The organism is Hyalangium minutum (assembly GCF_000737315.1).
Classification (GTDB): Bacteria; Myxococcota; Myxococcia; order Myxococcales; family Myxococcaceae; genus Hyalangium; species Hyalangium minutum.
The window spans coordinates 127,521-139,701 of the sequence record NZ_JMCB01000014.1; the positions used below are offsets into that span (position 1 = coordinate 127,521).

Annotated in this window: 10 protein-coding genes; 3 read left to right on the plus strand and 7 right to left on the minus strand. The window is 68.9% G+C overall.

Annotation, left to right across the window (positions count from 1 at the left end):
* Positions 1-57: 57 nt before the first annotated feature.
* The 7 genes from DB31_RS31305 to fabI all read right to left on the minus strand — a co-directional run bounded on the left by DB31_RS31305 (position 58) and on the right by fabI (position 7,491).
* A complete protein-coding gene (locus DB31_RS31305) occupies positions 58-1,113 on the minus strand; it encodes a chemotaxis protein CheB (RefSeq protein WP_044194313.1) in 1,056 nt (351 codons plus the stop codon).
* Complete coding sequence (locus DB31_RS31310; protein ID WP_044194316.1) at positions 1,110-3,329, minus strand: hybrid sensor histidine kinase/response regulator; 2,220 nt, start codon at positions 3,327-3,329, stop codon at positions 1,110-1,112. Before DB31_RS31310 ends, DB31_RS31305 begins: the two co-directional genes overlap by 4 nt.
* Positions 3,319-3,933 (minus strand): chemotaxis protein CheW, encoded by a 615-nt coding sequence (locus DB31_RS31315; protein ID WP_044194318.1) that lies wholly within the window; start codon positions 3,931-3,933, stop codon positions 3,319-3,321. Before DB31_RS31315 ends, DB31_RS31310 begins: the two co-directional genes overlap by 11 nt.
* The gene (locus tag DB31_RS31320) at positions 3,930-5,276 is read right to left on the minus strand and encodes a CheR family methyltransferase (protein WP_044194321.1); all 1,347 of its coding nucleotides are present in this window, start codon (positions 5,274-5,276) and stop codon (positions 3,930-3,932) included. The genes DB31_RS31315 and DB31_RS31320 overlap by 4 nt, the downstream gene beginning before the upstream one ends.
* Positions 5,273-6,139: a response regulator gene (locus tag DB31_RS31325; RefSeq protein WP_044194323.1), complete on the minus strand. Its 867-nt coding sequence runs from the start codon at positions 6,137-6,139 to the stop codon at positions 5,273-5,275. The genes DB31_RS31320 and DB31_RS31325 overlap by 4 nt, the downstream gene beginning before the upstream one ends.
* Entirely contained in the window at positions 6,136-6,519 is a 384-nt protein-coding gene (locus tag DB31_RS31330; protein ID WP_044194758.1) for a response regulator, read from the minus strand. The genes DB31_RS31325 and DB31_RS31330 overlap by 4 nt, the downstream gene beginning before the upstream one ends.
* A 144-nt stretch (positions 6,520-6,663) precedes the next feature.
* Positions 6,664-7,491, minus strand: a complete 828-nt coding sequence (fabI, locus tag DB31_RS31335; RefSeq protein ID WP_044194326.1) for an enoyl-ACP reductase FabI — start codon at positions 7,489-7,491, stop codon at positions 6,664-6,666.
* Positions 7,492-7,758: 267 nt separating this feature from the next.
* On the opposite strand from fabI, the gene DB31_RS31340 reads away from it, so the two are divergent.
* The 3 genes from DB31_RS31340 (at position 7,759) to DB31_RS31350 (ending at position 12,159) form a co-directional block, all read left to right on the plus strand.
* Positions 7,759-10,638 carry a 2-oxoglutarate dehydrogenase E1 component gene (locus DB31_RS31340; RefSeq protein ID WP_044194329.1) on the plus strand — a complete coding sequence of 960 codons (2,880 nt, stop codon included), beginning with the start codon at positions 7,759-7,761 and terminating at the stop codon, positions 10,636-10,638.
* Complete coding sequence (gene odhB, locus DB31_RS31345) at positions 10,628-11,818, plus strand: 2-oxoglutarate dehydrogenase complex dihydrolipoyllysine-residue succinyltransferase (protein ID WP_044194332.1); 1,191 nt, start codon at positions 10,628-10,630, stop codon at positions 11,816-11,818. The genes DB31_RS31340 and odhB overlap by 11 nt, the downstream gene beginning before the upstream one ends.
* A gap of 137 nt (positions 11,819-11,955) precedes the next feature.
* Positions 11,956-12,159 carry a cold-shock protein gene (locus DB31_RS31350; RefSeq protein ID WP_044194335.1) on the plus strand — a complete coding sequence of 68 codons (204 nt, stop codon included), beginning with the start codon at positions 11,956-11,958 and terminating at the stop codon, positions 12,157-12,159.
* The last annotated feature ends 22 nt before the right edge of the window (positions 12,160-12,181 follow it).

Genomic DNA, 12,181 nt, shown 5'->3' on the forward strand with positions numbered 1-12,181 from the left:
AGAACACCGCAGTCACACCGAGCCAGAGAGAAGACGCATCACGCCGCGCCCAGGAGTTCATGCCCCATCCCCCCGAGGCCGATCGTAGGAGGGTTTCAGACAGCAATTCCGGATGAAGTCGGGCATGGCGGACAGAGGCAGGGCCTGCTCGGTGGCGCCAATGTCCAGCGCCGCTTTGGGCATGCCGAAGACCACCGAGGACGCCTCGTCCTGCGCCATCGTCACACCGCCGCTCCGGCGGATGTCGAGCAGCCCCCGTGCCCCATCATCTCCCATGCCGGTGAGCACCCCGCCCCCGGCCCGCCCCCCGTACACGCGCGACAGCGACGACAGCAGCAGATCCCCCGAGGGGCAAGGCCCGCCGCGCGTCGGACTGAGCCGGGCGAGCCCTCGGTCGATGGTCAGGTCATGCCCGTCCAGAGGGAAGTACACCTTGCCCGGCTCCAGCCGCTCGCCGTCGCGGGCGATGCTTACCCCCAGCGGCGTCACCTGGCTGAGCCAGCGCACCATGCCCGGAGTGAAGCCCTCGGTGATGTGCTGAGCGACCACGATGGGCACCGGCAAGTCCTTGGGCAGCCGGGACAGAATCTCCGCCAGCGCCGGAGGCCCGCCCGTGGAGGCCGCCAGCCCGAAGATGTCCACCCGCGCTCCCTTGGAGAGCAGAGGCGGAACCACCTCGCGGATCTTCCGGCGGGAGATGACGGGCACCTCCGCCATGAGGCAGATGGAGTTGGTCAGTTCCCGGCCCCACTTGCGCAGTTCCTCGCCCGAGGTGACGTTCGGCTTGGCGATGAGCTCGAGCGCCCCCGCCCGGATGGCCTGGAAGCCCAGGTCCGCGCCGCGGTCCGCCACGGCGCTGACGACCAAGATGCGCGCGGGCGCGTCCGACATGATGGCGGCGATGGCGGCGGGCCCGTCCAGCCCTGGGAGCAGCAGGTCCATGGTGATGACGTCCGGCCGCAGCAGACGGGCCAGCGACACCGCGCGGTTGCCATCTCCGGCGCGCCCGACAATCTCGATGCGGGGCTCCTGGGACAGGAGCGTCGCCATCGTATTGACCATGGTGGGGGAGTCATCCACCACCAGCACGCGAATGGGGCGATTCGTGTTCATGAGCGCCCTCCCCGCCGGCTCATGACGTCGAGTACGACCTTCAGCAACTGGCCCTCGGCGCAGTCGCGCTTGCTCAAGAAGTCGTCCGCGCCCGCAGCGCGGCCCCGCTCCCGCCCGGACTCATAGGTGGACACCAGGATGACGGGCAGATCTCGCGTCTCCGGCCGCTCTCTCACCGTGCGGATGAACTGCTCGCCATCCATCTCCTCCATCTCCAAGTCGCAGATGACGACGTCGTAGCTGTCCGTCTGCAGCCGCTCCAGCGCACGTGCGCCACTGGAGGCCAGATGCACGGTGAAGCCACCCGCCTCGAGCATGGCCCGGTGCAGGGCCCGCGCGGTGAGCGAATCATCCACCACCAGGGCCCGGCGGTGTTGCGGCGTGGAGGGCGCCAAGGTCGCCGGCTCGGACACCAGCCAGCTCGGGCGGAGGATGAGCATCAGCTCGCCCCGGCTCAAGGTGGCGGCGCCTTGGTAGGCAGGCACGTCGCGCACCTCGGCGGGCAGCGGGCGGATAACGAGATCCCGGTCGCCCACCACCGCGTCCACCGCGAGCGCTACGCGCTTGCCGCCAGCGCTGATGACCATGAGGGGCTGTCCCTCGGAGGGCATGTGGGCGGCGCGCAGGCCCAAGCGGGAGCCCAGGTCCACCACCGGGAGCATCTGCCCCTGGTACTCAAGCTGGGCGCGACGGCGCGTGACGCGCAGGGCGCTCATCTTCGTGAGCTGGGTGGCCTCCACCGCCAGCATGGGCAGGCCCATCATCTGATCGAACACCCGCACCACCAGCACGGGCGAGCTGCCCAGCTCCACCGGCAGGGTGAGCATGAAGCGCGTGCCCTGTCCCAGCGTGCTGGCCACCTCGATGCGGCCCTGGAGCGTCTCCACCGCCGCACGCACCGCATCCAGCCCCACCCCGCGGCCCGAGGTGTCCGTCACGTCCGTGCGCGTGCTGAAGCCCGGCCGGAAGATGAGGTCGCGGATCTGGTTGTCATTCATCCGCGCCAGCTCTTCGGGGTTGGCCACGCCGCGGTTCTCGGCAGCCTGGCGCACGCCCTTCACGTCAATGCCGCGGCCGTCGTCGCTGGACTCGAGGAAGAGCAGGTTGCCCTGCTGCTCGATGCGCAGTGTGAGCGCGCCCTCGTGGTGCTTGCCCGTCTTCTCGCGCTCGGAGGGGGTCTCCAGGCCGTGGTCCACGGCATTGCGCAGCAGGTGCACCAGCGCGCCGTTGAGCTTCTCCAGCAGCCGCCGGTCCAGGGACACCTCGGCGCCCACCACGGAGAGCCGGGCCTCCTTGCCCAGCTGGCGGGACAAGTCACGCGCCATGCGCTGCAGCGGCTCGAGGATGGTGCGCACCGGGCGCGTGGTGATGGCCTTGAGGCCCTCCTCCAGCGCGTCCACGACATCCGCCGTCTCCTCACCATCCGAGCGCATCGCGCGGCCCACGCCCGAGAGCAGTGTGCGCGCCTCGGCTGTCTCAGCCAGCAGGCCTTGCCGGGCCAGCAGCGTCACCACGCGCTCAAGCTCGCGGGAGCGCTCCTCCATGCGCAAGCGCACCTCGCGCAGGCGCTCCACCTCGCGCATGAGCGTGGTCACCTGCCGCGAGCTCACGCGCCAGCCCGCACCCTCGGACTCACTCACGTGGGTCTCGTCGCGCGACCCGTCCAGGGAGGACGTCATCGTCGCGGCGGCCGTGACGGTGGCGGGCGATGGGGGCTTGGTGGCGGGCTTCACGACGGCAGGAGCCGCAGGGGCCGCCGAAGCAGCGGGAGCCGCCGGAGCAGGGGGAGCGAGGGCAGCGGGCTGCTCCGGAGGCGGGGCCTCGGTGACGAGCTGGGCGAGCGCGACGGTGTAATCCGGCAGCGAGTCCCCGCGCCCATCCGCGTGCGCGTGGACGCGCAGCATGAAGATGTCCAGGCCGTGCAGCAGCACGTCCACCACCTGCCGGGGCATCTGCTGGACAGTGGCGCGCAGCGGGGCGAGCGCGTCCTCCAGCTTGTGGGCAATCTCGCTCAGGTCCTGGAGCCCGAGGCTGGCGGCGCTGCCCTTGAGCGTGTGCAGGTAGCGGCCCAGACGCTGGTAGGCCTTGGTGAGCCCGTCGGTATCGAGCACCCCGCGCTCGAGGTCCAGCAGGTCCATGGTGACCTTCTGGCAGACCTCCTGGGCCTCGGCGGCGAAGCCCGCGACGAGCCCTTGCAGGAGCGGATCAACGGCCATGACGCGCCCCCGTTCCGCCGCGGATGAAGAGGCGCGCGGGATCAATCAAGTGGACGAGCTGCTGCTGGCTCTGCTGCGGTCCGAAGAGCACTTCGATGATGGGGCCCTCGGCGCGGGCGCGGGCAGCTTCCACCGCGCCCACGGGGATGCCGATGGGGCGCGGAATGGCCTCGCAGTCCACGGCGCACAGCTCACCGTCTCCGCGGTCCACCACCAGGAGCACGGCGGGGTCCTGCCGCCATCCATGGCCGCCCAGCAGCGAGGCCAGGCTGAGGGCCGCGAGCACCTGGCCCTGGAAGCGCAGCACGCCGATGACGTGGGGCGCGGACAGCGGCACGGGCGTCACCATGCGCAGCGGGAGCGCGGCGCGCAGGGCCTCGAGCGGCAGGGCATAGCGCTCCTCGCCCAGGGGGAACTCGGCCACCAGGAGCACGGCCTCCTCGCGGTTGGCCTCGGCCTGGTCCAGCCCACGCAAGCGCTTGGCGCGCTCCTCCAGCAGATCGCGGACCTCCTGCTCCTGCGCCTCATCCGGGAGCCGGGGCAGCAAGTCGCGCAGCTCGCCCTCCTGGGCTTCATCCGGAATCCGGGGCGGCGAGGTTTTCATTCAGCGGCTCCCAGGTTGAGGTAGGCGTCCGCCGACGCCTTGTAGAAGCGGGCCGGGAGGGACTCGGGCCCTTCGACGATCTGATCCGGAGGCAGCACCGCGGCGCGGTCATGGACGGCGCGCATGAGGGGGTAGGCCGCCGAACGGGAGCCAGAGCGCTCGCGCAGAAGCGCCAGCTCCAGCAGGCCGGGGAGGTAGTCTGGGTATTGCTTCACCAGTGACTCCAGCACGAGCGTGGCCTGGATCATCTGCCCCTGCTCGATGTGCTCCAGGGCCACCAGGTGCAGTTGCGAGGGCGCACGCGTGGGGGACTCGGGAGGCTTGGGCGACGCCGGGGCCACCGTGGGCAGTCCCGTGCTCGAAGGCCTCGAGGGGAGCTGGGCACCGGGAGGCACGGGAGCGGGAGTCACCACGGGCAGTCCCGTGCGCGACGGCGGCCGATGGCCGGACAGCGCGCCAGGAGGCAGCGGAACGGGGGTGATGGCGGGCAACCCTGAACGGGACGGAGGACGGTAGGAAGGCGGGGGCGCCAGCTCCGGGTGCAGCGGGCGGTGGAAGGCCTGCAGTTCGGGAGGCCCCACGCGCACCATGCCGTCCGGGTGGCGATCCACCTCCACCGTGCCCAGGAAGAGGTAGCCCCCGGGCGCGAGCGCGCGGAAGAGATTCTGGATGGCCAGCTCCCGGGCGGACGGAGAGAAGTACGTGAGGACGTTGCGGCAGAGGATGAAGTGGAACTGGCCGAGCACCGCATCCAGGGGCGACAGCAGGTTGCCCGACATGAAGGTGGTGACGTTGCGCACGCTGTCGAAGATGATCACCTGCTTCTCATCGAGCGGGCGGTAGAGCGGGAACAGGTGCGGCGCGGAGTCTCGGCGGGACCAGGCGCCGTAGGTGGCCCGCCGCGCCACCGCGAGGCTCGCCTCATTCAGATCCGTCCCAATCACCTCGATGGCGAGGCCCGAGGGCGCGGAGGCCAGCAGGCAGGCGGCCAGCGAGTAGGCCTCCTCTCCAGTGGCACAGCCCGCGCTCCAGCCGCGCAGGCGAATGGCCCCGGCGCGCAGCACCCGGGGAACGCCCTCGCGGGCAATGAAGCGGAAGTGCTCCGGGTGGCGGAAGAAGTACGTCTCTCCCACGAGCGAGGCGCGGAGGACGGCGACGGAGAACTCGCTCTCGGGGCGCTCCAGCTCCGCGAAGAGCTCGGACACGGAGCGTCCGCGCCCCACCTCCGCGCGCACCAAGCGCTCCAGGGCCTCGGGGGCGATGGCGTCATCGCGAAAGCCCGTTCGCTCGGAGATCAGCTGCCGCGCCCGGGCGTACAGCAGCGGATCGACTCCCCCCGTCATGCGTCCAGCCTCACACCCCCCTGCCGCAGCAGCTCAGGCAGCTCCCGTAGCAGTCCGCGGGAGAGGAAGACTTTCGGGTCCAGCAGCGGCAGCGCCCCGCCTCCAGAGACGTGGAGCATGCCGATGAGCCCCTCGCGCAGCAGCCCGTGATCGGCGCCCCCCACGTTCCGGTCGATCTCCGCCGCGCCGAACTCCTCGGGGTCCTGCACACGGTCCACGCAGAGCGCCAGCGGCATGTCCTCCACCTGGATGATGACCAGCATGCGCTCGCGCAGCGAGACGCGGTGCTCCTGGCCCAGGCGGCGCGCCACGTCCAGCACGCACACCGCCGCGCCGCGCAGCTCCACATACATGCACAGGAAGGGAGGCCCGCCGGGCAGCGGCCTCAGGGCCGGCTGCAGCAGCACCTCGCGCACCGAGTCCAGCGGCAAAGCAAACTCCTGCTCGCCCGCGGACATGCGCAGCACCAGCATGGAGCCGGCGCGTGCGCGGCGCCGGGCGTTCTCCAGCGTGGTGGCCACCGTGGACAGCAAGTCCTCGGCGCGGAAGGGCTTGGGCAGGAAGGCCTCTGCTCCCAAGCCCAGACACGCCTCCGCGCGGCCCTTCTCCGAGGAGATGATGATGACGGGGATGTTGGCCAACCGCTCCTTGTCCGCCTTCATCTTCTGGAGCACCTCGTCCCCGTCCATCTCCGGCATCGACAAGTCGAGCAGCACGGCGGCTGGCTGCAGCCGCTCGAGCTTCTCCAGCGCCTCGCGGCCATTGCTCGCGGTGTGCAGCGCGTAATGACCGGAGAGGATCGCCTTCTCGAGAGCGAGAATGGCGTCGCTGTCGTCGACGAGGAGGAGGGACGGGAGGCTCACGGGGCGGCGAGAGGCAGGAACTGGCGGACCGTCTCGGTCAGGTCCGCATGGGACACCGGCTTCTGAATGAAGGCATTGGCGCCCGCCTCGGCTCCCCGCTGCCGCAAGTCTCCGCCCTTCTCCGCGGTGAGCAGAATGACGGGGATACCGCGCAGCTGGGCCTCCTTGCTGGCTCGAAGCTCCTTGACGAAGGTGATGCCGTCCATCCCCGGCATGTTGATGTCCGCAATCACCACACTCACTGGCACCAGCCTCAAGAGCTGCAAGGCCCGGGTCGCATCCTCCGCCTCGAGGATGCTGAGCCGGAGATTCATCAAGTAGATCTTGATGATGTTGCGGACAGTCGGGCTGTCATCCACCACCAGGATGTTGTCGCTCACACCCACGGCTCCTCACGCGGGGGCCCAGCACGGGCCCCTGCCACAAACGATGAGACTTTAGCGTGTCCGCTCCGCTGGGAGAAAGGTGGCCCGTCCGTTCTTCCGCGCTCGGGCGGTTGGCGGACGGGCTCACGCTCCCCTGGGCTATTCGCCCGCGGGCGGTACTTCTCCCTCTGACTGCTCAGCGCGCGGATCCACGGGGGGCGCGCCAATCGCATGGTAACCCCCGTCCACGTGCACCAACTCCCCTGTCGTGGAGGGCAGCCAGTCCGACAACAAGGCACAGGCTGTCCGAGCCACCGCATCGTGGCTGTTCTTGGAACTCCACCCCAGTGGGGCCTGCTTTCCCCATCCTTGCTCCAAGGACTTGAAACCCGGAATTCCCTTGGCGGCCATGGTGGCCAACGGGCCAGCGGCCAGGGAGTTCACCCGGATGTTCTTGGGACCCAAATCCCGGGCGAGGTAGCGCACCGTGGCCTCCAGCGCCGCCTTGCACACACCCATCCAGTCGTAGATGGGCCAGGCCGTCGTGCTGTTGTCGAAGTCCAGCGCCACGATGGAGCCGCCGTTCGTCATCAGCGGGGCCACCGCCACGGCCAGCTCCTTGAGCGAGTACGTGGAGACGCGGAACGCCGTCTGCACGCTCTCCCACGGGGTGTTGAGGAAGTTGCCGCCCAGCGCGTCCTCGGGAGCGAACGCCACGGCATGAAGGGCGCCGTCCACCCGCCCCCACTTCTGGCGGAGGGACTCGGTGAGCGCGGTGAAGTGGGCGGGCTGGGCGACGTCCAGCTCGAGCACCTCGGTGCCCGGCTTGAGCCGCTTGGCGCTCCGCTCGGTCAGAGAGCGGGCCCGGCCAAAGCCCGTGAGGATGATCTCCGCCCCCTGTGCCAGGGCGTGCTCGGCAATACCAAAGGCCAGCGACTGCGGGGTCAGCACCCCGGTGATCAGGATCTTCTTGCCCTGCAACAGCATGGGGAGCCTTTCGCGAGAAGAAGAAGGAGGCCGGGCGGTTTACCACTCCTGACGGCAGGTGGGGCGTGAAACAGGAGACGCCGCAGTGCGGCATTGCCACGCCCGCTCACCTACCGAGGCGTACCTCCCAGTGAAGTTGCGCTCACGTGGCGCATGACTCCTCCTGTTGGCCTCCACCGTTCTAGGCCGCTAGAAGTCCCGGAAGAATCAACAATTGGCCGCGAAAACACCCCAACTGGCCCCCCATCCAGTAAAAGACACCCCGCCATGCCGAATTTCCAGGATACGTACCTCTCGGGCGCCAACATCGACTTCATCGAAGGGCTCTACGCCCGCTACCTCCAGGATCCCTCCAGTGTGGATCCGAGCTGGCGGGAGATTTTCGAGCGCAACAACGGCGCCGGGCGCCCCATCTTCAACAAGAACCTGCTGGAGGTTCCCGCCCCGGCCGCCCCCGCCAAGGGCAATGGCAAGGCCAACGGAGCCACCGCCGCCGCTGTGGCCGCCGCTCCGGCTCCGGCTGCGGCCCCCACGCAGGACATGCGCCTGCAGGCCCGGGTGGATCAGACGATTACCGCCTTCCGGCTGCGCGGGCACCTGCGCGCCACGCTGGACCCGCTCGGCCGCTCGCGCCCGCCGCTGGAGCACGTGGCGGACATGCCCATGGTGGATGAGAAGCACTTCTCCTCCGTGGAGCTGGAGCAGCCGGTGGAGAGCGGCAGCGTCTTCGTCGAGCCCCGCGTGAAGCTGGCGGAGCTGCTCGGCCGGCTGCGCCGTACGTACGCGGGCTCCATCGGCGTCGAGTTCATGCAGATGCTCGACAGCGAGCGCCGGCGCTGGCTCATGCGCCGCATGGAGCTGACGGAGAACCGGACGAGCTTCTCGGTGGACGAGCAGCGCCACCTGCTCACCCTGCTCTCCAAGGCCGAGGGCTTCGAGCACTTCCTCCACACCAAGTACGTGGGCGTGAAGCGCTTCAGCCTGGATGGCGGCGAGAGCCTCATCCCCATGCTGGACACCATCCTCGAGGTGGGCGGCGGCATGGATCTGAAGGAGGTCGTCATCGGCATGGCCCACCGCGGCCGCCTCAACGTGCTGACGAACATCCTCCACAAGAGCCCGGATCAGATCTTCAGCGAGTTCGAGGGCCCCGCCGACCCGAAGGCCTACATGGGCCGCGGCGACGTGAAGTACCACATGGGCTTCTCCTCGGACCACACCACGCGCGCCGGCGCGTCCATTCACCTGTCGCTGGCCTTCAACCCCAGCCACCTGGAGGCGGTGGACCCGGTAGTGGAGGGCCGCGTGCGCGCCAAGCAGGAGCGCAGCGGCGACAAGGAGCGCACCAAGGTGATGCCGCTCCTCATCCACGGGGACGCGGCCTTCATGGGCCAGGGCGTCATCTCCGAGACGCTGAACCTGGCGCGCCTGAACGGCTACGAGACGGGCGGCACCGTCCACATCGTGATCAACAACCAGGTGGGCTTCACCACGGATCCGCACGACTCGCGCTCCTCCATCTACGCCACTGCCATCGCGCAGATGCTGGACGTGCCCGTCTTCCACGTGAACGGGGATGACCCGGAGGCCTGCGTCCACGTGGCGCGCCTGGCCGCCGAGTTCCGGCAGACCTTCAAGAGCGACGTGGTCATCGACCTCATCTGCTACCGGCGCTACGGGCACAACGAGGGCGATGACCCGTCCTTCACCCAGCCGCACATGTACGAGCTCATCCGCAAGCAGCAGACGGTGCGGACGGTGTACGCCAAGGCGCTGGCCGACAAGAACCGCATCTCCGCCGAGGAGTCCGAGACCATCAAGCAGGCTTGCCTCAAGGAGTTCGACGACGCGCTCACCCGCATCAAGCAGGAGCGCCAGTTCAAGGAGCCCAGCGCCCTGGAGGGCCTGTGGAAGCCTTACAAGGGTGGTTCGCAGAAGAACGCCCCCGAAGTGCAGACCGCGGTGGACAAGGCGAAGCTGCGTGACGCGCTGAAGAAGCTGTCCGAGGCCCCCGAGGGCTTCAACGTGCACCCGGTGGTGGAGCGCACGGTGCTCAAGAAGCGCCAGTCCATGCTGGAGAGCGAGGAGCTGCTCTGGTCCGAGGGCGAGGCGCTGGCCTACGCCACCCTGCTCGCCGAGGGCTACGCGGTGCGCCTGTCCGGCCAGGACAGCGAGCGCGGAACCTTCAGCCACCGCCACGCGGTGCTGCATGACGTGAAGACGGGTACCCGGTTCACTCCGCTGCAGCAGTTCTCCACGGGCCGCGCCTCCTTCCAGGTCTACAACAGCCCGCTCTCGGAGATGGCCGTCATGGGCTTCGAGTACGGCTACAGCCTGGACGTGCCGGACGGCCTCACCCTGTGGGAGGCCCAGTTCGGCGACTTCGCCAACGGCGCGCAGATCATCATCGACCAGTTCATCGCGGCCGGTGAGAGCAAGTGGCGCCGCCTGTCGGGCCTCTCGCTGCTGCTGCCCCACGGCTACGAGGGCCAGGGCCCCGAGCACTCCAGCGCCCGCCTCGAGCGCTTCCTCAGCCTGTGCGCCGAGGACAACATCCAGGTGTGCTACCCCACCACGCCCGCGCAGATCTTCCACCTGCTGCGCCGCCAGGTGGTGCGCCCCTACCGCAAGCCGCTGGTCATCATGTCGCCCAAGAGCCTGCTGCGCCGCCCCGAGGCGTTTAGCAAGCTGGACGAGCTGGCCACGGGCCGCTTCCAGGAGGTGATTGCCGACCGGAAGGAAGCCGAGCCCGCTGGCGTCACCCGGCTGCTGCTGTGCTCGGGCAAGGTCTACTACGACCTGGTGAAGGCCCGGGACGACCAGAAGGCGTGGAACATCTCCATCGTCCGCCTGGAGCAGCTCTATCCCTTCCCCTTCGACACGCTGGCGCAGCTCGTCGCCAGCATGCCGAAGCTCACCGAGCTCTTCTGGGTGCAGGAAGAGCCGCGCAACGCGGGCGGGTGGTATTTCATGTTCCCCCGCCTCCATGACGTGGCATCCTCCCGCGCCACCGGTCCTGTGAAGATCGGCTACATCGGGCGGGCAGATGCCGCCAGCCCTGCCACCGGCTTCACGAAGACCCACGACTACGAGCAGCACCTGATCGTCGAGGAAGCCATCCTCCGAGGAACCAAGAATGGCCGTTGAACTGAAAGTCCCGCCCCTGGGCGAGTCCATCACCGAAGCCGTCGTTGGCAAGTGGAACAAGAAGAAGGGTGACACCGTCTCCGCCGACGAGCCCGTCGTCATGCTCGAGACGGACAAGGTCACCATCGACGTGCCCGCTCCGGCGGCCGGCGCGCTGGCGCAGATCTCCTTCAAGGAGGGAGACAAGGTCCGCGTCGGTGAGGTGCTCGGGCTGATCGACGCCGCCGGCGCCACCGCCGCCGCGTCCGCGCCCCAGGCCGCCCCGCCTCCGCCCAAGGCTGCCGAGCCGGCTCCGGCCCGCGAGAAGCCCATCACGCCCACGGCGCAGAACATCGCCACGGCCAACAACGTGGACGTCAGCCAGCTCCAGGGCGCGGGTCACCGCATCACCAAGGACGACGTGCTCGGCCAGCTGAGCAAGGGCCCCCAGGCTCCGGCGCCCTCGGCTCCGGCTGTGCCCGCCGGTCCGCGCCCCAACGCGGCCCGCGAGGAGCGCGTGCGGATGACGCCGCTGCGCAAGCGCGTGGCGGAGCGGCTCATCCAGGCGCAGTCCACCGCCGCCATCCTCACCACCTTCAACGAGGTGGACATGGGCGACGTGATGGCGCTGCGCAAGAAGTACAACGACAAGTTCCAGGCCAAGCACGGAGTGAAGCTCGGCTTCATGAGCTTCTTCGTCCGCGCCTCCATCGAGGCCCTCAAGGCCTTCCCGCAGATCAACGCCGAGATTGAAGGCGACGACGTCGTCTTCAAGCACTACTACGACATCGGCGTGGCGGTATCGGGCTCGCGTGGCCTGGTGGTGCCGGTGGTGCGGGATGCGGACAAGCTGTCGCTGGCGGAGCTGGAGAAGCAGATCGGCGAGCTCGGCGTGCGCGCGCGCAACGACAAGCTGACGATGGCCGACCTGCAGGGCGGCACGTTCACCATCTCCAACGGCGGCATCTTCGGCTCCATGCTGTCCACGCCCATCCTGAACCCGCCGCAGACGGGCATCCTGGGCATGCACAACATCGTGGAGCGCGCGGTGGTGAAGGACGGGCAGATCGTCATCCGGCCCATCATGTACGTGGCGCTCTCGTACGATCACCGGCTGGTGGACGGCCGCGAGGCGGTGCAGTTCCTGGTGCGTGTCAAGGAATGCATTGAGGATCCAGAGCGGCTGCTGCTCGAAGTGTGAGGCGCTCAACGCGTCAATTGCACACGGGTCTCTAGACTTGAAGGACAGAGGCCCACTAAGACTGCAATGCCTTCCGGTAGTCGGGGGGCTGAAGAACCCGGGGGGCTCCGGCGCCGCCCGTCAAGTAAGGACGCAAAATGGCAACTGGTACCGTGAAGTGGTTCAACGATGCGAAGGGGTTCGGCTTCATCACGCAGGACGGAGGTGGCGAGGACGTGTTCTGCCACCACACCGCCATCAACATGGATGGCTTCCGCACCCTGCAGGAGGGGCAGAAGGTTCAGTTCGAGGTGACCCGCGGCCCCAAGGGCCTGCAGGCCCAGAACGTGCGCGCGGTCTGAGTCTCACCGCGAACCCCAGCCA